We start from the raw sequence: 21,214 nt of genomic DNA, 5'->3' as shown, positions 1-21,214 counted from the left end.
GCGGCGGCTCTTCCGATGGCGGTGGCTCTTCCGACGGCGGCGGCTCTTCCGAAGGCGGCGGCTCCTCCGAAGGCGGCGGCTCTTCCGATGGCGGCGGCTCCTCCGACGGCGGCGGCTCTTCCGATGGCGGTGGCTCCTCCGATGGCGGCGGCTCTTCCGACGGCGGCGGCTCTTCCGAAGGCGGCGGCTCTTCCGACGGCGGCGGCTCCTCCGACGGCGGCGGCTCTTCCGACGGCGGCGGCTCTTCCGAAGGCGGCGGCTCTTCCGACGGCGGCGGCTCCTCCGACGGCGGCGGCTCTTCCGACGGCGGGGGCTCCTCCGATGGCGGCGGCTCTTCCGACGGCGGCGGCTCTTCCGAAGGCGGCGGCTCTTCCGACGGCGGCGGCTCCTCCGACGGCGGCGGCTCTTCCGACGGTGGCGGCTCTTCCGAAGGCGGCGGCTCTTCCGACGGCGGCGGCTCCTCCGACGGCGGCGGCTCTTCCGACGGTGGCGGCTCCTCCGAAGGCGGCGGTTCTTCCGTCGGAAGCGGATCTATCGTCGGAAGTGGTTCCTCCGAAGGCGGCGGCGAAATAATTGGAACGTCCAGCGCATCAAGCACCACTAAAGGAACCGGCACCGTCACTGCGCTACCGCATTCCATGTCACCGGGGTTGAGGTCCAGCGGCGTGCCTTGCACCACAACACGGGTGTCACCCTGGATGCGGATCGACTTACCGATGAGCTTGATCTCGCCATCCTTGTTCATCGTCAGCGACGACTTGCCGCACACGATGGACAGCACCCCTCCAGCCGACAGCGAATAGGCTCCGCCCACCGCGTGCGTTGACGCGCCACCGACCGTGACCGTACGTGCCCCGCCCACCGTCAGAGTGGAGGCGCCCCCAACCGCAGTCTCGTCGAGCCCGCCGATCGAAACGAACTGTCCAAGATCCACGGAATGGAAGGCAACATTCTTCACCCTCATCGAATACTTGCCGCCAACGACCGTGCTGGAAGTCGCCCCAACGGTCATGCTGTGCGCCGCGGCCACGCCGATCGTGTAGTCGGCACCGATCACGTGCGATTCGTTGAGCTTCGTCAGGCGGTTCATGTCCCGCTCAGCCTGCACCGTGAATTCCTCGGCACCCGCCTTGTCCTCGAAGCGAATGCTGTTGTAGTTCTGCAAGCCCCCTTCCATCGACCGGCTCATGAAACCGCTTTGCGTCGCGTTGCCTGGCAACTCATAGGGCGGACGCGTCACCGTGTTGTACAGACTCCCGGTGATCAGCGGACGATCCGGGTCGCCGTTCCAGAAATCGACGATGACTTCCTGGCCGATGCGCGGAATATAGATGCCACCGAAACCCTGACCGGCCCACGCCTGGCTTACACGGACCCAGCAGGAGTCGGTTTCGACGTTGCGGCCATAGCGGTCCCAGACGAAGCGGACCTTCACGCGACCGAATTCGTCGGTCCACAATTCCTTGCCCTCGGGACCCACGACGACAGCCGACTGAGGCCCGCTGACGATCGGTTTCGACGTCTCCCGCGGCAGTCTGAACACTTCGCTCGTCGGCTGTACGTCGAACTTGTTGCTGCACGTGTACTCGTAACCGCTACCCGATTCATCCGGCGTACCGATCAGGGCGAGTTTCGTACCGATCACGAGGTATTCGCAGTTCGCAGCCGTATGGTCGTAGCGGGTCAACCCAAACGTCTGCCCGCACGCGAGTCCGCGCACGTTACCTTCGCCTTGCGCTCGCGTGCCCGGCGCGCGCAGCGCTTCCATGCGCGTACGCGCGAGCAGTTCACCGTGGTTGCCGTCGGTGTAGTCGCCCGGCCAGTCGTAGCGCTCGAGCAGGTTCCAGCTGGTATCGCGCGGCTGTTGATTGATCGCTCGCATGTCGGCACGCGAACGCGTGAAGTCGAAGTCGCTCGTCACATAGTGACCGGTGCACAAAACTTCCGCCGTCGAAAACGCGCTGATGTATTCGATGTCGGTCTTGCCGTTCTGCGGTTGGAACGCGAGCGTCCGGTATGCGGAGTTCGGCGACTGGCGGTGCGCGCCAATGTGGTCGCACAGCACGAGCCGGTGCTTGCCGTCGGCATGCTCGAAAAACCAGTAGATGCCCCACTCCTCCATCAGGCGTTGAATGAAGTGGTAGTCGGTCTCGCCGTACTGGACCTGGAACGCGCGCGGCTCGTTCGTCGGACTCTCACCCTCGAGCGCATAGCGGCTGACGTCGAGACGCTTTTCGACCGGATACGGATAGTCCTTCAGAACCTCGTCGATGATCTCGATGACCGTCTTGTTCTGGAAAATCTTGTAGTCGGTCGTCAAGGTGGCCAGCCACAGCCAGGGCTTCAGCACGACACGATAGACGTTGTAGCGGCCTTCCCGACGCAGGTATTGCGCGGCGGCGACGAGTCCGGTGATTTCGCGCTGAGCCGCTTCGGGATCGGCGCTCGGCTCGAGGTCGATCGCGACGGTCATTTCCTTGCCTAGCAGCGCCTTCAGATCGAGGTTGGCACTGACGGCAAGCGGCACCGTGTAATCGTCGGGCGTGCGCAACAGCAGTTCATATTCGAACAGCTTGCCGAGATGCTCGTTGCCCTTCAGTGACATGAACTGCAGCGCCGGCTGCGTCAGTCCGTCCGCGCTCTGAGCCGGCCACCTCGGTATCGCCGCGCTGGATACGGTCACTGCGCGGCTTTGCACACCTATCGCGTTCAAGGGATTACTTGACATGCACTCCTCTAAGTTCACTTTATCGAAAAGGCGCTACAGCTCATTGGACGATGCGGTGCCTGACGACGCGTCCGTTCGCCTTGCCAGCGTGTTTCCACTGCCAGGGCAACGAAAATCCCGCAGCAACGCGGTGAGTTGCGGTCCCGACTGCCCGCCCGACGTCAGTTCGATAACCGCGTGCCGGTCGTCGAAATTGAAGTCCACTGCCGAGCGGCTCGACGACAATGTCGACGTCACACGACCCCGGTCGATCAGACGGAACAGCGCCCACGGACCCTCGGTCATCACGGTCGACGTGTCCGGACGCACGCGCGGATTCGCGGTGAGGCCGGCCATCGAGCCGCCGCGCGGCCCCGGCCATGTGATCGGGAATGTCGTGACCGGGCCGTGCGCATAGCGCAGGCTTTGCCCGTCGACGTCGATGAGCAGATCGGTAATCTCGGGGTCCAGCGACACGACCTTGAGGCCCGCATTCCACGACATCCGGGTCGCGCCGGGATCGCGGAAAAATGTCTGGCGGATCGCCGCGGCGCGCTCGAACGGTTCGAGGCTCGGTCCCTGCATGGGCGGCATGCCGGGGCTGACCGGCTTATAGCGCCACGGCCGTATGCTCGTATCGACACGGCTGGCAAGCGTCTTGTGGAAGAAGTCGTCGAGCAGGCCGCCGGCCGCGAAAACGCGGTTGAAATCGTCGATGTCGACTTCCTGAACGCTCGCGACGAACGGATATTTGCCTTCGACAGCACGGCGGCATTGCGCGCCAACGCTCGATTCGACCTGCATCGTCAGCAGCGAGCCGACGTTGCGGTCCACCTTGCGCATCGACTGCGACGCGAGGCCCACGAGCACGGCGCGAAACGGCGGCGGAAGCTTCTGCGCCTCGAGCTGCATCGTGGCGCCGAGGTCGTCCGTGGGCGGCATGCTGTTGGTGGCAAGCACATCGCCGGCGGTCGTCAATCGCGTGTACTGCTCGTTGATCAGCCCGATGACGCCGCCCAGCTGCAGCACGCCGCTGCCGCCAGGCAGCGCGCTCCCGCTATCGGCCTGGCCGGTCACGACTTCGCGCAGCGCGGCAAAGCGTCGGTCGACCAGTTCACGTTCCATCTTCTGCTGCGCGAGCTGTCCGATGGTGGCGGTTGCGGCCACGGCGCTCGCGGCGCGCGCCGCCTGCGAGCGACGCATGATCACGTTGATGGCACTCCCGGCGGCCGACGGCTCGTCCGCGCCGTCAGCGACCGACAGCGACGTCTCGCGCGCGGCGGTTCGCGCGAGTCTCGCCAGCGGCGAATCCGGCGCGGCAAGCGTGCGCAGCGTCTGCAGATCGGGCGCCAGCGTGCCTTCGCTGACGGACACCGGTCTCACGTCGTCGAGAAACTGGCTCCAATAGTTGCCATAGTCGGTCAAGTACTGGCGACGGATATCGTCGGCGAGCTTGTCCTTGCGCAGCGCGTTGCCGTTTGCCATGTGCCGCCACCGCGTCGATGTATCGGCCTCGCCCATCACCCACGCGTCCTGTTTGCGCGCCTGCTCGAGAAATTCCGGCAGGCGCTTGTTGAATACCGCGTGATAGCCGTCGTAGGTATAGAGACCGGGGATGCCTCGCGCGAGCGTCGAGCCGTTGGCCAGCACGAACACGGTAGTGGCTTGCGGACCCGCGGCGCTCAGCAGCGTGACGTTCTCGGGCGCCTCCGGCGCCATGCTGTTCATCGCGCGTTCGTAGAGCCGTCCGGACACCGGATTGCGGCCGAGGAACTCGCGCGCGCGACGCACTAGCTGCGCATTCACCGGTTTTGCCGGCACCGCGGGCACCCCTTCCCCGATCAGCGCGTCGAGGTGTCGCGCCATCATGCTGCGCTCGCCGAGCGGTGCGACGCTGTTGGCGTGCTCCCAGTCGCCGAGCACCCAGGCCTTGATCGCTTTCGCGTCGTAGTGCGAGCGGTCGAACAGCATCAGGTAGACCGTCAGCGTGCGATAAACGCCGTCCGCGTCCTGTGCGCCGATTTGTGTATCGAGCACCGTTTCGAGCCGGCCGATGACTTGCGGCAGCAACATCTGTTTCAGCAGACCGTCGTAGGTCTCGCCGGCGGCGGCGCTGATGGCAGGCGCCGTGTACAGCCCGTAGCGCCATGCGGGACCGGGACTGTCGAGTTCGATGCCGTCGAACTGCGGCAGGTCACGCGACGCTGACAGCATCGACCCCATCGCCCCGGGCTGCGGCGCCTTGCGCTGCGACAGGACCCGCGCGGCGAGCCCATTGGCCTTGGCGTCGATCGCGGCAAGATACTCGCGGTTATTGCCGAAGCTAACGACGAGTGCACCGATTAGCCACACCGCGACGACGATCGCGAGCAGATGCCCGACAACATGCAACGCGCGGAAGCGGATTTCCCAGTACAGGTTTGGCCGCACCAGATGCGCTTCGGCCAGGATCACGTGCTGAAACAGATTGCGCAAGAAATAGCCGCGATAGGCGGTAGGCGTAGCGCCACCGGATGACGGCGAGACCGTTTTCGGCGCGGCGCCGAACGAACCCGCAAGCCCGCGACGCAGCCGCTGCAACAGTGTGGTGCCGTCGGCGGACACGGCCTCGTGAGTTTGCGCCGCGCTCGTGAAATAGACGCCGCGCAGCGCGCTGTTCAATTGTGTGTCGTCGTATTTCGAATCGAGAAACACCAGCGCAAGCAGTTCATTGAGTTCCGCGCACAGGCTACGAAATTCAGACGGCAACGCATAAAGCTTCTTGCGCAGATCGACCTCGTACACCTCTTGCAGCCTCGTGTTGATGCTGTCTTCGAGTCCCTGCTCCAGCTCGCGCATCTCGGCCGCGCAGGCCACGCGCAATGTGTCGCGGCCGTGTTGTTCCGGCTCCTCCTGATAAGGCAGTGTGAAGCCGAAAATCTGCGCGCGGCTCTCCGCTGTCAACGACTGGAAATATTCCCCGAAGCCGGGCAGCAAATCGAGCTTCGTGACGACTACGTAGACGGGGAATCGAATCCCCAACTGCTGGCGCAGTTCGCCAAGCCGCGCGCGCATCGACGCGGCGAGCGCCTTTCGTTCGGACGCGGGGCGCGTCAACAACTCTTCGACCGAAACGGCCAGCAGCGCTCCGTTGATCGGCGCGCGCGGGCGCCGCTTACGAAGCAGTCCGAGAAAGCCGCGCCATTCGGCCTCGTTCGCGCTCTTCAGGTCTTCCGGTTTGACGTCGATCTTCGCGGCGTCTTGCGATGCTGCGTCCTGAACCGTATAACGGCCAGCGGTATCGATCAGCACCGCCTCGTTCGCGAACCACCAGTCGCAATTCTCAGTTTCGACGCGGCCTCTCAGCGACGCCGCGGCCATCTGCTCCGCCTCCGGAAAATCCAGACCCGAGTTCAGGATCAACGTCGTCTTGCCGGCCCCCGGCGAGCCCACCACCATATACCACGGAAGTTCGTACAGATAGCGCTGGCTTTCGAGCAGACGACGCAGCCCCGCCGGTCCGCCGCGCATGCGTTTGAGTTTGTCGATGGCCTTCGCGACGACCGCGTGAAGCGCACGGATTTCGTCTCGTGCGACAGGGGTCGCGGCCGACTTCTTCGTGAACGGGTTCAGAACGCGCTGCAGCAGCACGTCGTCGCTGCGCACTGCCCGCCACAGGCGATACAGCCCATAGATCGCGTAGCAGGCAAGCAGCACCGAGATCAGCAGCACGCGAGACCATGTGGTGCCGAGCGGATGCGCTTCGCCGAACGCGAGTATCGGTCCGAAATACCAGAGCGCGACACACAGCAACGCGACGCCGATGACGCCCGGCGACCAGCCGAGCAGCCAGAACAGCAGCAGCAACAACAGCACGACGATCGACAGCGCGCGCGAGAACACGCTGTCGAGCGGCCGGTAGTCGCCAAAAGCAATGAAAGGCCCCACGAACCAGACAGCCACAGCCGCCACGAGGATCGCGGCGAACACCAGCGTCTGGCGCGTCAGCACCAGTTTCGATAAGCGGTTCAAATAAGACATCAAGGCTTTCCCTTTAGTGCGTGACGAAGACTTCCACGCGTCGATTGCGGGAACGACCTTCCGCTGTAGTGTTGTCCGCGACAGGTTGTGCATCGCCCTTGCCGACGGCCAGGATGCGATTGGCAGGCACGCCGTGCGCCTTCAATACATCGGCGACGAACGCCGCGCGCTGTTCCGATAGCACCCGGTTGTCGGGAAACTCCGCCGTATGGATCGGCTGGTTGTCGGTGTGACCGGTCACCGTGACATGGCCGCCGACCCGCGCGACCTCCTGCGCAACCCTGCTCAGCACTGGATCCAGTTCCGGGCGAATGCGGCTTTGCCCCGGAAGAAACACGTAGTCGCCACGAAACACGACCCGGCTGCTGCGCTCGTTCTCTTCGACCAGGACCTGGCCGCGAGCAATCTCATCCTTCAGCAGAACGGACAGGCGCAAGCGCTCGTGAACGACCGGAGCCGCGATCTTGATCGGCACTCCGATCGCGAGAATCTTTGCTTGCAGCGCATTGCTTTGCGCCAGAAGCCGATACTCGTACCAGGCGAACAACGAGAACACGCATAGCGCGGCGACGCCCGCCGTCGCCCAGACCGGCACGCTTTTCAGCAGCCGCATCCTGCCCGGCTCCTCGCCGCGCCAATGCGGCGACAGTTCGAGCCGCAGCGTGTCGCGCGTGCCGCTGATGAGCGTCAGCATTCGCTGCCGGATCTGCTCCAGATGACGTGGACCGTCCGCGGCAACGCTGTAGCGTCCTTCGAATCCCAGGCTGAGAATGCGATACAGCACCTCGAGTACGTCGATGTACTCCTGGGGGTCGGTTGCCATGCGGCCGATCAGCAGGAAGAACTTCTCGCCACCGTCCACTTCTCCTTCGAAGTTCAGCAACAGACCCCGTGCGGCCCAGATGCCACCGCTCCCCCAACGCGTGCGGTTGGCGGCTTCGTCGAGCGCGGTGCACAGCGCGTAACGAACAGCCGCCACATGTTTCCACGGCAAACCTGCTTTGTCGCAGACCTTCTGGAATGCGGCGACCTCACGCACCAGCAGCGAGCGCAAGCTCGCGACCGCGGCCAACGAATCGAGCGAAGCCGGCATGTCCGCCAGCATGCGCAACAAAGGCTGCGCGGCTTCACGCAACGGATTGCGCGCGGTCTTCATGCGCTCGAGACGCGTCTGCACCTCTTCCGGCGGATCGAAGGCGGTCGCATCGACGACCGGTTCCTGATTGGCGGCGGCCGCGGTTGCGGGACGGCCAGCGGGCAATCCAGACGGCTGGCTCTGGCCAGAAGCGGAGTTCTCGGGGTTCAGCAGAAAGTCGAACGCATCATCCCCGTATGCGCCGGTACTCATTTTTGACGCACGCCCCACAGTTCAAGCTTGAGTTCCGGGAAGTGTCCGGCGACGTGCATGGCAAGCCCTCCGTGCCTTGCAATCTGCTCCCAGAACGGTCCGGTACGCGACAGTTCGAAATATATAAAGCCCGAGTTGAACGGAATCTGGCGCGGAGGAACCGGCAGCGCGGCTATGGTCAGACCCGGCAGGTGCGAACGGATCAATTCCGGCAGGCGCTGTGGATGGCTGATCTTCGTTTGGGCAAGAAACTGCTGCTGCAGCAATTCGGAAGGCATCTGCGCGCCCACCGCGAGCACGAGGCTCGAATAGCCTGCCAGTTCGTTCGGCAACATGGCGGCCGTGCGGATGCCGTGCGCCTGCTCCGTAAGCGCAATCGGCTGCGCACCGCGAATCAACACCTGGTTCAACAGATAGTGAACCTCCTCGACGAGCGGCCTGATACTGCTGTAGAGCTGCGCGTGGTCATAGCCTGGAGCCGGCCGCGGACGACGCGTTTGTGGACGCACGAAGGTCGAAAGCTCGCCGGCAAAAAGCGCGAGCTCGCGATACAGGTTTACCGGCGCTGTTTCCTCGAGCTGGCAAATATGTTCGAGCAGCGGCTCGTAGCGATTGAGCACCTGGAGCAGCAGATAGTCGGCCACTTCGGCCGCCGCGCCCGAACGGCCATCCGCACCTGACAGCCGAGCGGCGAGCGCGTCGGCGCGTAGTCGCGCGAGGCCGTGCAGCTGCATCGCCCATTCGCGCAGCAGTGGATTCGCGCCGTAGCCGGTCACGGGCGGAATGTGGTCGGTGCTGTGCAGCGACACGGCGCCGTCCGCGTGCAGCGCCTTCACGCGCGTCAGCGCAACACCGATCCAGGACTGTGTCAGCTCTTTCTCGGGCAACAGCCGCAGGCGCAGCTTCGACAGTTGGACGGGCTTCGGGCCCTGGCCGATCGCATTGCTGTCGCGCAGTTCCGTGTCGTACGCATGATAACGGGCCAGCGATCCGCTCTGCTCGGTGAAGGCGGTTTCCTCGGTATTCGGCAGGCGAAGCGGGATCGCCAGGTAAATCACCTGCTCCTGATGTTCCGGTCCGATCGTCAGTGGGGGCGGAGGCTGCGTCAGACCCGGCACCTCGAACGGCGTGCCGTCCGGAAATACGCCGAGCCCGCTTTTGAATACCAGCTTGCCGAACGCGAGCGATTCCTGATCGATTTCATAACGGCTGAAGCCCCAGAAAAACGGGCTCAGCGGCGCACTGCGGCGATGCGCGAACGACTCGAAATATCGTTCCTGCTGCTGAAACAATTGCGGGCGCAGGAAAAGGCCCTCGCTCCAAACAACTTTGCTATACCAACTCATCGAAATTAGTCTGACTTTGAAATCGAAACAGTGCGCTGGTCAAGCTGGATCGTCAGCTTCTGTTCCTTGTCTGGAAGAGCCATCCTGTACCATGCGGCGTCGGGCGCGACTGGCAACCGGTACACCGCGCGCCAGACTGATTTCCCGAGATCCCGGTAGCCGGCCAGCACGCCAATTGCGGCAGTGGCGGCATTCGACTTGCGGACGATCTCGCGGGTGTCGCCGGGACGCAGAATGAATTCGTCGACGATCAGCGCGTCGTCGCCAAGGATTTTTTTGTCGTCGCTTTGCAGCGTGAAAAAGTCGGCGGTTTGAAACGCGGTGGGTGACTTCAGTTCGTAGATTCGCACGAGGATCGGCGCCGCCGTTCCCCACTCGTTCGGATTGACGTTCTCGTTTGCCGCGATCTGAAGCCGGAGGGTCGTTCGCTCTTTGATAACGGGAGCCGGCGCGCCAGCGCACCCGGACAGCCATGCGCTCACCCCGCTTAGGGCTAGCCAGCCCCCGATGCTCAGCCATATCGCGAAGCGAGAAAGAAAGATCGAAACCATCTGACGGTATCAAGGAGGTCTCGCACGTAGTCCTGAATGAACCAGGATGCCTGCATCCAGCCCGGCATCCTGGCTAACAGTCTTGACACTGTCCACCGGACAAAAGAGTGGGGGTGTCAGGATTCAGGAATCTGTGCGACTTTAGGCTTTGTTCTTCTTGATATCGAAGGTCGCCGTGATCGCACCGCCGCTGCCGCCTTGCGCGTTCTGCACCACATATTCCTGCTTCAGGCGAGCAAAGGACAGACTCACCGTTTCGCGGGGACGTGATTCGCTGTCGCTGACGCCGGAGGGATGCACCGAGGTAACCAGCACGTCGCTCATCGTGAATTTAATGTATTCGAGCGGATTGCCGCCGGCTTTACGCACGACCAGCTTCGCTTCATCGATGTGCTTACCGGTCAGGCAGTATTGCGTCAGATTGGGCGTTGCACGATCGATGAAATGCTCGAACGTGAAGTCTTCGACCGTTGCCCGGCCGGCGCCACCGCCGGAACCAACGTGCATATTCGATTGCTGCGTAACGCCCCACCCCCAGCTCAGAACGTCGATTTCATCCTTGTGGTTAGCGTCTGCCGACTCACCATCAATCCCGTTAATCTTGAGAAAGATGTCTTGCGCCATAAAAGTACTCCTTGGTACACGTTAGTTTTGAGTTGCTCAATGAAAGCCAGGCATATTTAGTGAGCGCCTGTCCGTCGCTCAATCACCGCATAAGCGGTAGACGCCGGATCAGGCGGCTTCCTTCACGAGCGGCAGCTTCGCGACGAGACGCAAAGAAACCGTCAGACCTTCGAGCTGGAAATGCGGGCGCAGGAAGAATTTCGCCTGGTAATATCCAGGATTTCCCTCGACGTCCTCGACGACCACTTCGGCCGCCGCCAGCGGTCGACGTGCCTTGGTTTCCTGCGACGAATTCGCGGGATCGGCGTCGACGTAGTTCATGACCCATTCATTGAGCCACTGCTGCATTTCGTCGCGCTCCTTGAATGCGCCGATCTTGTCGCGCACGATGCACTTCAGGTAATGCGCAAAGCGCGAGCATGCAAACAGATACGGAAGACGCGCCGATAGATTCGCGTTAGCAGTTGCGTCCGGATCGTGGTACTCGACCGGTTTCTGCAACGATTGCGCACCGATGAACGCCGCGTAATCAGTGTTCTTGCGGTGGATGAGCGGTATGAAGCCACTCTTGGACAATTCCGCTTCGCGGCGGTCGGAGATCGCGATTTCCGTCGGGCACTTCATGTCGATCCCGCCGTCATCCGTCGGGAACGTGTGACACGGCAGGTTTTCAACCACACCGCCGCTTTCCACGCCGCGAATCAGCGTGCACCAGCCGTAGTTCTTGAACGAACGGTTGATGTTCACCGCCATTGCGTAGGCCGCGTTCGACCATACATAGCGTTGATGATCCGCGCCGTCGGTCGCCTCTTCGAAATTGAATTCGTCGACCGGATTAGTCTTGACGCCATACGGCAGACGCGCAAGAAAACGCGGCATTGCAAGGCCGATGTAACGCGCGTCTTCGGAACTGCGCAGCGAGTTCCAAGGCGCGTACTCGAGGTTTTGCGTAAAGATCTTCGTCAGGTCGCGTGGGTTCGCGAGTTCCTGCCACGAGTCCATCTGCAGCACGGACGGCGCCGCGCCGCTAATGAACGGCGCATGCGATGCTGCCGCCACCTTTGCAATCGAGCCCAGCAGGTCGACATCGGCCGGTGTGTGATCGAAGTAGTAGTCAGCGACGAGACAGCCGTACGGCTCGCCACCCAACTGCCCGTACTCTTCCTCGTAGATTTGCTTGAAGAACGGACTCTGGTCCCACGCAATCCCTTTATAGCGCTTCATCGTGCGGCGCAGATCGTCCTTCGACACGTCCATGAAGCGTATCTTCAGTTTCTCATCCGTTTCCGTGTTCGCGACGAGGTGGTGAAGTCCACGCCATGCGCTTTCAAGACTCTGGAAATCTTCGTGATGAAGAATCAGGTTGATCTGTTCGGACAATTTGCGATCGATCTCCCCAATAATCGACTCTATGTTTTTGTAGGCGTCGTCCGACACCGTTGCCGATGTGAGCAGCGCTTGCTGAGCGAGCGTTCGGACAGCCCCCTCGACAGCCTCGCGCGCGCGCTCCGTTTTGGGCTTGAATTCGCGCGACAGGAGTGCATTGAAATCGGATTGATTGGTCACGCTCGCCGTTGCCTTGGCGCGCGTATTCGCTTGAAGTTCGGCCATCATTTCCCCATTGTTTCAGGCTGTGCTTTCGTGCGGAAAGCAAAGATCATTCGTCGGTCACCGGCTCGCCGGTGGTTGCCGCTTCCGGTTTCGGCGCCTTGGCAAGCGCTTCGAGCAATGCAGGGTCTCTCAGCACCTTGCTGACCAGATTTTCCGCGCCACTCTTGCCATCCATATACGTTTGCAGATTGGCGAGTTGCGTACGCGCCTCCAGCAGTTGCGCGAGCGCGTTAACCTTCTTCGCGACGGCTGCGGGCGAGAAATCGTCCATGCTTTCGAACGTGATATCGACCATCAGCTGACCTTCGTTCGTCAGCGTGTTGGGCACCGCGAACGCGACACGCGGTTTCATGGCCTTCATTCGCTCGTCGAAGTTCTCGATGTCGATATTGAAGAACTTGCGATCGCCGACGGCGGGCAACGGTTCGAGCGGCTTGCCCGACAAGTCGGCGAGGACGCCCATCACGAACGGGAGCTCGACTCTCTTATCGGAACCGTAAATTTCGACGTCGTATTCGATTTGGACGCGAGGAGCACGATTACGTGCGATGAATTTTTGAGAACTGGTAGAAGCCGACATAGTGCGCTGAGGTTATCGCTCAAATAAAATAAGAAGCGGTGGCACCGCTCGTTTTCACTTAGGAAATACGCTATCCGGTGATGTTATGTCTCGAAGCAGCGTGACGATATGGGCGGTTGCCCAAAATTCGGTCTCGATTGCAAAGAACGAATGACGGGTTTGACGTGCCACGAGTGCAGGCACTTGGAAAGATACCCGCGACGGGTACTTCTATTGCGTGCCTGAATCGGGAATAAAGGTAATTTCGACACGACGATTCATCTCGCGGCCCTGGCGATTCTCATTGCTGGCAATCGGCCGCGTGTAGCCATATCCCTGAATGGCGAAACGTGTCACGGGCAAGGAAGCAGTGTTGACGAACCAATCGCGGATGGCCTGTGCGCGTGCCTCGGACAGCTTCTGATTCGCGACGCTGGGACCCGTGTTGTCCGTGTGACCCGCGATGAGAATCCGCTTGTCGGGATTGGCGCGAATCAGATCGAGAACGCCTTTGAGTCTCGGCTCTGCACCTGGCTTCAGCGTCGTCTTGCCGCTGTCGAACAACAGGAAATTGTCGATCGTCACAGCGAACGGCGGCGAATGCGCGGGAATCGATGGGGAATGCGATGTGGCGGTCACGCGTTCAAGCGCGACTTGCAACCGCTTGCCCCGATACAGTCCCCAGCCGAGTCCCGTCGGCACACCGTTGCTCGCATAGCGAGCCAGCTCGGCGGAATGCCTGCGCAACGCTTCGAATCGCTCGCGCTTCGCGTCCGCACGGGCTGTGGGTATATGCGTGTAGACCTCGAGGTCGTTGGCGACTCGCGCGACCAACCTGCTGTTCGACCATGCTGACACACCAACCGATACCATCAGTACGACGGCCGACGCAGCCACTGCGTGCAGCATTGCGGAGTACGGTCGGCCCCGCTCGCTCTTCGAGAACCGGACGCTCTCGTTCCGCACGATGGTCGTGAGTAAGGGCAGAGACAGCGGCTGCGGCTGCGCCTTCGGCGTCATCAGCGGCGGCCGCAGCGTGGTTTTGCCGGTTAGCCATCGCGACCAGGCGCCGGGACGCATCGGCGGGTGTCCGATATCGGCCAACAGCAGGCCACGCAGCGAGAGCGGCGCGGTGTTCGCGAGCGACGAAAGTATCGACAACAGCGCCGCATCTTCTAGCCAGTCGAACACTGCGTGTCCCAAGCCGGCACGCGACGCACGTTGCGGCTGTGCGACCGCGAGCCATGCCTCGTCCAGCTGTTGCCTGAGTGCTTGCGCATGTTGCCGAGCGGTTGCGGTCGCGGGTGGCGTTGTCGACAAACTGATTGCATCGCCGAACCAGACCGGTTCCACTGCGCGGTCGCGATTCGCGCCGAGATAAGCGTAGATCGCGAGATAGCAAGGTAATACGAACGCCCGGGGAGCGGTGCTTGCGGCGATTTCATGCTTCCAGCGGGTAAATTCGCGGCGAATCACCGCGTCGTCGCACTCAGCGTCGGGAACAACGGGCATCAACACAGCATCCGGCGGACGGTGATACGACTCCATCACCGTGACCAGCACGCTGGACAGCGCCCCGGGGGACGTGACATGAAACCACACGGCATCAACGCTTCGGCGCAGCGTGGCTGCTTGGCCATCGCGCGCAAACAACGCACCGGCATGCGGCCCGGCGACAAGAACGATCGATAACTCGCGCATGTTCCGGGTCTGAACGTGCTGGTCCTCGTGGGTCGGCTTCGATCGCCCGCAAGTTGGCAATACCGCCGTGCCCACCGCCGTCACCAGAACAAGGCTAAGCACAACGGGCCACGACGGTTGAAGAGCAAGCGGCAAACACAGCCAGATCAGGGCGGCAACGGAGACAGCGACCCAGATCAGCGCCGCTCGGTAGCTGTTTGCGGAAATCATTGCGTACTCTGCGGGGACGATGATTCAGGTAGATCACTTATCGCAACGTCCAGGCTAACGTCCAGCGCCGTCCATAGTGACGCGACGGCAATCGCGCCAGCAATGAGCACGCCGGCGGTCCTGCGCGAAAGTGCGATGCGTGATATGTCCGCCGGCCGAATCGAATGGGACGGTGTCATGGCGGTTTTCGGTGCGTCGGGTGTGGACAACACCGCCGTATCAGATCTATGCCAGTTCAACTCTGATCTCGCACGCTCCAGATATGCGTTCGCGTCTCTGCGTCCGCCGTCGAAGCCCAGCCCCAGCAACATGCTGTAGAACTCGAGTCCGGCGAGATCTCGGCCGCCGCCATCCACCACCGTTTCGATCCGTTCCCAAACCAATGCAGTGCCATCGCGCACGCCATGAAAACGCCTCTGCAACGGGTCACGCAACCATTCTTCGTGCTGGTTGGAAGGCAATGCATGCAACGTCAGCTCATCCAGCAGAACGCACTGTGCGAGGCTGACTTCCTGGATATCCGTTGGCGGAAAGTTTCGATCCTGCATTTGCTGCTGTAGCGTTTCGATCAACGTGCTACAACGCGCGCGCCAAAAAGGAACAGCCGGCATTTGCGCGCCGTCGGACAGCAGTGCCGCATGCAACGCTGTCGCTCGCATCAGCGCGACCGTTGAATCAAACATCATATAAAGGTATGCGCGCCAGCACCCTCAGGGCATTTCGACGACATAGGTGACGAATGTACTCACAGTGCCAGCCGTGGCTCGACCCGTTGCGTAGTAGCTGGCAATGAAATCCACCGGCGTCGGATCCGTGGACGTGATCGGAATGACCTTCATCGTGGATCGGTCGCCGACCTTGATCCGCGATCCGTCCGCATTCGCCAGCATGACCTGTACATTCTTTGCCGATGTCGTGCCGCCCGCGTTTTGCAGGTCCAGATTTCCCGTATTGGGATCGGTCGACGAACCGCTCTCGAAATACACGCGCGCACCCGTCTCGCCGCTTGGGCATCGGATCGTGATGGTGAAGACCTTTGAGCCATCCGCCACTCCGGCTCTCGGCAGCGATTGCGTCGAGAGCCTCGGCAATGTGACCGTCATGTCGGGCGAACTGACCAGCGAACACGTCGTCGCGTTGTAGGTGCCACTAAAGTTGAGCGTGACCGAAGGCGATCCTTGCGCATGTACGCAAATTGATCCCAACAGCGCACTCGCGATTAACCCGGCAGTTGGTCCGGCAATTCGAAAGTATCTGCAAATATTTTTCATTTTCTGACCTCCACTGTCGGCGGAATCATCTGAGCCGGAGCGCTGGCGCTGACCGGGCATCGGCCTTCGCCTTCAGCGAAGCGAACTGACAAGCGCCGCGCCCGCTGACCGCCGCGCGACGGGCTTTGCAGGCGCAGACCAGACAAGCGCTGGATCACAGCTCAGTTTGATGCGCGCAACGATTCCCGCGTGAGGGCTGCTGTCCGCTTTGTCGTCGGCTGGCACCGTGTACGGCATCACGCACTGCTCCGCTGCGCGGCTGCCCCAGCGCACCAGCAGCTTGCCTTCGTGCTCGAGGCCGCGCAGATACGCGAGACCGCCCTGACCGACGATGCCCACCGATTTCTCGGATTCATCGAACAACTCGGCGCCCATCGGCATGGCTTTGCCTTCCCGATCCATGACCTCCGCGAAGATGGGTGTGCCCTGCGTAGTCGCAATTTTCACCTTCACCAGCGAATTCGCGCGCGGCACGACTTCTTCACTCGTGTTGCCCAGTTCAACGTCGAGCGGCACGTCGCTCGGATCCAGCGCGACCGTGTTGACCCGGTATGGCGTCAACGAAGACACCACCGCATAGCCGTGGCCGTCGATTCGCGCGCCCTGGCCATTGATAATCCGGCCACCCTCTGCGCCTTTCGCTTCGACAAGCGCGAACGCCTGACCGAGTGGCGGGCTCAGCGTGACGCCGCCGCTGTGAATGACGACCGCGCCGTCGGCGTTGAATGCGGCTTGACGGGTCTGATTGCTGATCGATGCATTGAGGTTGTACGTACCGAACGGCGCGCGATACATCGCGTAACCGCCTGCGGAAACGGTTCGATTGTCACCGGCGACGATCCTCGATGCGTTGACACCGTAGTTGATCGGCGTGGCTCCGGTCGTGTTGCCCGACGCAGTGGCCTGGATCGTGCTGTCCCCGTTCGAGCTGCGCGCAACGTTGGTGGTCAGATAGTCGAACATACGATGCTCGTTCGAGTCGACCTTACCGAGCGGAATCGTCAGGTTCAAGCCCACCTGCGTGCTGATCTTCGAGTTTTGCAGGCGCGTGCGTTGCGCATACAGCGAGTAGGACACCCGTTTGTACGCGCTGTTGAAGCCAACCTGATATTGCAGATCGTAGCCCTTCGACGCGCCCCAGTAGTTCTGCGAACTGCCGGCGATATAAAAAGAACTAGACTCGCCGATCGGCTGGTTGACGTTCAGTTGCAGACGGCTGCGCGTGCGGTAGTCGTACTGACCCGTGATGTCTCGCGAGCCATATCGCGCGTACATTGCGTCACGCAGGCTATAGAAGCGTGCGGTCGAGTAGCGGTAAGCCGCAACCGAAAAATTCGTGTTCGGCCCCGGAAGAAGCTTGCTGTAGCTGATCCGGGTACTGTAGCCGGGACGACCACCCGACATGCCGGGAATATTCGTTCCGGCCGCGGTTACGTCAAACGCGAATGCGCCGAGCGGCGTATTGAGCGCGACACCGACTAGCCCTGCCCAGTAACCTTCCGCAAACTGTGCACCGGTGTAGCCGGTCCACAGGTTTGTCAGGCCGCGCTGATAAACCGCCTGCGCCACCCACGGATGGCTATCCAGCACGGTATCGCGATAGACACCGGTCGTCAGATTGAAACGTGAAACACTTGGCCGCAACAACTGCGGGACTGACGCGAACGGAACCAGAAAAGTCCGCTGGCGGCCGTCGGATTCTGCAATAGTGACCTGAAGGTCGCCGCCATAGCCGGTAGCCGGCAGGTCGCTCAATTCAAATGGTCCCGGCGGTACGCTGGTCTCCGCCACGATGACGTTGTTCTGACGGACGATGATGCGTGCATTGGTATCGGCCACGCCACGCACAACCGGCGCGTAGGAGCGCATGGAATCCGGCAACATGCGGTCGTCGCTCGAAAGCTGGACGCCACGCACGTTGAACGAGTCGAAGACGTCACCGCTCGTCGAGCTGTCGCCGATCGTAAATTGACTCTTAAGCGCCGTGACATCGTGCTGCGCGAACAGCGCGACACTTTGCCAATGCGCGTCGGGACTCCGGTTCTGCAAGCTTGCCGTGGCCCACTGCCGGAAACGCCAGCCGTTCACGTTGAATCCGCTTTGCAGACCGAGGTAGGCACTGCTGAAGTCTCCGCTCCCATTGTTCTGGTGAGTCGTATAGCTGGCGAGACTGTATTGCACGAAGCCTGCGTTGATCCCGTTGTCCCAACGGGATGGATCGACATAACCGGCAGCCTCCTTGCGCAGTTCGATCTGTGGAATCGACAAATCGAGTTGGAGATCGGCGGTGTTGAACGATGCCAGCGATCCTGGTATGGCTTCCGCCAGCGGCACGCATTGCGATGACTCATCTGTATCGTCGACGTAGCCCTTTCCGGTTTCCGTTAGCCGTTGGATCACGCGTTCAGTATCTACGCCAGCCCGGTCCAGGCTGGATATCGTGAAGCAGGGCCTGGCGATATCCGAGTCCGGCACTGCCTGAAAAACGACATCGAAGCGTCCACGCTTCTTACCATTGACGAGTAGTTCGACCGGATAAACACCCGGAGCAATGGGATTACCTCGCGTATAGCGCGACAGATCGGCGACGTTGCCCGTGAAGAACGCGGGATTGAACTCGACTTCTTGCGGAGCTTCCACAGACGGCGCATTCGATGTCGGCACGTCAGATGACGCATCTGTATGCGCAGCTTCCACGTTGGCACCAACTGCCTGCTGCGGCAGTTCGGACGCCGAGCAGTCACTGGGCGGCGTCGCCCCGCCCGAATCCGGCGCACATGCGGCGACCGCGGAATTCGCGGAAAAGACCCAGCCCGACGCTACGATTGCCGCCCACGCCAGTGGGTGGAATCGGAAAGGGACATTAGTGAATACTGTTGCAACCGCCGTCTTACTATTCCGCACGCCCGACATACCGTATTCCAATTATTGATTCTTTTGCGCTTCCGCGTTTTGCACTCCTACCACCACCGCCGAGTCCTTGATCGCTGTGCCGAAGTCGTTCAGAACTGTGTAGGAAACCGTGGCAGGAGCTTTGATATCCAGCTTTCCTTCCTGTGGATGGAGATCAACGTGCCCGAACGGAGGTGCCATAGTGGGCAAAAGAGCGACTTTCTTGCCTGCCGTCTCTACTTCCGCCATGCCGACGGAAATGTAGTAGGGCGATGGGTTGTCGAGACGAACGACCCTGTGACCTTTGTCATCCGACTCGACATGCCACTTAAGTTGAGCTCGCCCCGCCGTTGGGTCATCGAGCAACGATGTGGGCCGGTAAAACATCTTGATACGCGTACGGAACGCGAGCTGAATCATGTTCCGGTCATCAGCGTCCTTAGGCTTCGGCGGAATTTCCAGAACGTTCAACCAATAGACTGTTTCACGGTCAACCGGCAGGTCGCCGCCCGCGAACATGATGCGCAAAGCCTGACCTCGGTGAGGTTCGACTCGAAATACGGCTGGCAACAACGTAAACGGCACCTTGATTTCATTCGGCGCAGCTGCCGCATCGCCGTCGTCCAGCCACGCTTGGACCAGGACCGGGCGGCTCTCAACATTGTTCAAACGAACGTTGACTTCACGGTTTTGCGCCGGATAAATAACTCGCGTACCGGTAATGGTGATAGCAGCTTGTGCAGCAAACGACGCGACACTGCACGCGATGGCCGCAATCAGATATCTAGAGAATTTCATTGAAGACACTCGCTCCTCCACGCGACCGATAATTGGAATGTCACTTCGGGTTGCCTTCAGAGAAGAAGCGCAACCCGATGCCATTCGGCTTGGACTGGCTTACTGATATGCCAACGTGTAGCGAACAACAGCCGTCACGTTACCGGCCGTGGTTTTGTTCGTTGCGTAGTACCGGCCGCCGTAGCTCATTGTTGCGGTGCCGTTGCTCGCGACAGGAACGAACGAACCCGTGCTACCCAGAAGAATTGGCGTATTGCCATCACTGTCAAGCAATTGCACTTCGACATTGGAAGCCGGCGAAGTGCTTGCCTGATTAATGGCATTACGCGTAGCCGGGTCCATGTTCGTGGTCTCGAAATGCGCCGCGACATTGGTCAGCGTTGCCGGGCACTGCGACACCGAAATTTCGAACATCCTGGAGCCGGCGGTTTGGCCAGCTGCAACCAGCGACTGGGTAGACAGGGTAGGCAGCGTGACCGTCTTGTCGTCGTCACCGGCGTCAATCACGCAGGTGTCGTCGATCAGTTCGCCGTTGAACGTTACCTGACCTGTGCCCGGTGCGGCTTGAGCGAAAACCATCGGCGCGACGGACAGGCCGGCCACCGCGATCATGAGTTGCGTCACTTGTTTTTTCATGAGATTCCTCTTTGTTGCTATTTCAAAACTACACACCCTTGTGAAGCCGGAGCTCCCCAGCGATCGTCAAGGCAGAGGAATGATGTCATTGAAGAAGATCGGTGTTAATGGGCCGATACCCAAAATGAAATACCATATGGGACAGCCGACAAACGGCGTGTCGATTCCTCGAACTGAGTCGATGTCAGGACCGCCATACGGTAGGGAAAGGCGCTAGGAGAACTACAGAATCCGCCTGAGGATCGCGGCAATAGCTACGAGCAGGACCACTCGCGCACGATCGTGACGAGTTCTACGTCGTTTCTGGCACCCAGTTTCTTCATGCCAGCGTTCTTCTGATTGCTGACGGTCTTGGGACTGCGATTGAGCCGCTCGGCAATTGTGGCGATCGACATGCCGTCGCAGATCATTCGCACGACTGTCGACTCATTTTTAGATAGCAAATTGAGAGAAGATCCGCCTTCCGCTGCGCGCGCCGTTGCGCGCAACATCTTGTTCGCAATGGAATCAGGCAGAAAGACGCTCTTATTTTTGGCGGCACGAATGGCAGCGGCAAGGCTGACAAAGCCCTCCGGCCCCTTACCGACAAAGCCGGCCGCCCCCGCATCGAGCGCAGCCGAAATGATGTGCGTGGAAGAGTGCGTACTCAGGAACACTACTCGTAAGGTTGGAGCGACACGCCGGATGCGGTCAAGAAGATTGAGACCATCGGCATACGGATCGCCTTCGAATTCGTAGTCGCACACGAGCACATCGACTGGTACTTCAGCCAATAGTTGGAGAAGCTGGCCAATCGTTTCGCTTTTGAAACAGACCTGAATATCCGGACAACGCTGGAGAAGATGCTCGACGCCGAGGAGAATGAATGGATGATCGTCGGCAATAGCCACTCTGATTTTGTTCACTCGCACTCCATACCACGCTGGTGAATACCTTTCTC

Annotated in this window: 15 protein-coding genes; all 15 read right to left on the bottom strand. The window is 61.0% G+C overall.

All coding sequences use genetic code 11. The annotated features are described in order from the left end of the window. The coding region (locus AB3X95_RS12555) for a type VI secretion system Vgr family protein (RefSeq protein ID WP_368621473.1) at positions 1–2,728 on the bottom strand (2,728 nt) is incomplete at its 3' end. Between the two features lie 33 nt (positions 2,729–2,761). Then, a complete protein-coding gene (tssM, locus tag AB3X95_RS12550) occupies positions 2,762–6,727 on the bottom strand; it encodes a type VI secretion system membrane subunit TssM (protein WP_368621472.1) in 3,966 nt (1,321 codons plus the stop codon). Positions 6,728–6,740: 13 nt separating this feature from the next. Continuing rightward, positions 6,741–8,075, bottom strand: coding sequence for a type VI secretion system protein TssL, long form (gene tssL / locus AB3X95_RS12545; RefSeq protein ID WP_368621471.1), 1,335 nt, complete (start codon positions 8,073–8,075; stop codon positions 6,741–6,743). Beyond that, positions 8,072–9,421, bottom strand: a complete 1,350-nt coding sequence (tssK, locus tag AB3X95_RS12540; RefSeq protein ID WP_176369339.1) for a type VI secretion system baseplate subunit TssK — start codon at positions 9,419–9,421, stop codon at positions 8,072–8,074. Before tssK ends, tssL begins: the two co-directional genes overlap by 4 nt. A gap of 5 nt (positions 9,422–9,426) precedes the next feature. After that, entirely contained in the window at positions 9,427–9,972 is a 546-nt protein-coding gene (gene tssJ, locus AB3X95_RS12535) for a type VI secretion system lipoprotein TssJ (protein ID WP_176369338.1), read from the bottom strand. Positions 9,973–10,113: 141 nt separating this feature from the next. Next, positions 10,114–10,596, bottom strand: a complete 483-nt coding sequence (locus AB3X95_RS12530) for a type VI secretion system tube protein Hcp (protein WP_176111536.1) — start codon at positions 10,594–10,596, stop codon at positions 10,114–10,116. A gap of 108 nt (positions 10,597–10,704) precedes the next feature. Continuing rightward, positions 10,705–12,207, bottom strand: a complete 1,503-nt coding sequence (tssC, locus tag AB3X95_RS12525; protein WP_176121500.1) for a type VI secretion system contractile sheath large subunit — start codon at positions 12,205–12,207, stop codon at positions 10,705–10,707. Positions 12,208–12,253: 46 nt separating this feature from the next. After that, positions 12,254–12,787, bottom strand: a complete 534-nt coding sequence (gene tssB / locus AB3X95_RS12520) for a type VI secretion system contractile sheath small subunit (protein ID WP_176121501.1) — start codon at positions 12,785–12,787, stop codon at positions 12,254–12,256. 210 nt (positions 12,788–12,997) lie between these two features. Next, positions 12,998–14,368, bottom strand: a complete 1,371-nt coding sequence (locus AB3X95_RS12515; RefSeq protein WP_368621470.1) for an OmpA family protein — start codon at positions 14,366–14,368, stop codon at positions 12,998–13,000. 305 nt (positions 14,369–14,673) lie between these two features. Continuing rightward, entirely contained in the window at positions 14,674–15,363 is a 690-nt protein-coding gene (locus AB3X95_RS12510; protein WP_184227030.1) for a DotU family type IV/VI secretion system protein, read from the bottom strand. Between the two features lie 24 nt (positions 15,364–15,387). Next, a complete protein-coding gene (locus tag AB3X95_RS12505) occupies positions 15,388–16,008 on the bottom strand; it encodes a fimbrial protein (protein ID WP_368621469.1) in 621 nt (206 codons plus the stop codon). Positions 16,009–16,020: 12 nt separating this feature from the next. Continuing rightward, entirely contained in the window at positions 16,021–18,588 is a 2,568-nt protein-coding gene (locus AB3X95_RS12500; protein ID WP_368621468.1) for a fimbria/pilus outer membrane usher protein, read from the bottom strand. Positions 18,589–18,873: 285 nt separating this feature from the next. Beyond that, positions 18,874–19,638 carry a fimbria/pilus periplasmic chaperone gene (locus tag AB3X95_RS12495; RefSeq protein ID WP_368621494.1) on the bottom strand — a complete coding sequence of 255 codons (765 nt, stop codon included), beginning with the start codon at positions 19,636–19,638 and terminating at the stop codon, positions 18,874–18,876. A gap of 99 nt (positions 19,639–19,737) precedes the next feature. Beyond that, a complete protein-coding gene (locus tag AB3X95_RS12490) occupies positions 19,738–20,274 on the bottom strand; it encodes a fimbrial protein (RefSeq protein WP_368621467.1) in 537 nt (178 codons plus the stop codon). A 254-nt stretch (positions 20,275–20,528) separates the two neighbouring features. Then, a complete protein-coding gene (locus tag AB3X95_RS12485; protein ID WP_368621466.1) occupies positions 20,529–21,179 on the bottom strand; it encodes a response regulator in 651 nt (216 codons plus the stop codon). Positions 21,180–21,214 lie beyond the last annotated feature (35 nt).

Source organism: Paraburkholderia sp. BR13444 (assembly GCF_040948755.1).
In the GTDB taxonomy this organism is placed as follows: domain Bacteria; phylum Pseudomonadota; class Gammaproteobacteria; order Burkholderiales; family Burkholderiaceae; genus Paraburkholderia; species Paraburkholderia youngii.
This window is presented reverse-complemented; position numbering and strand designations above follow the sequence as displayed.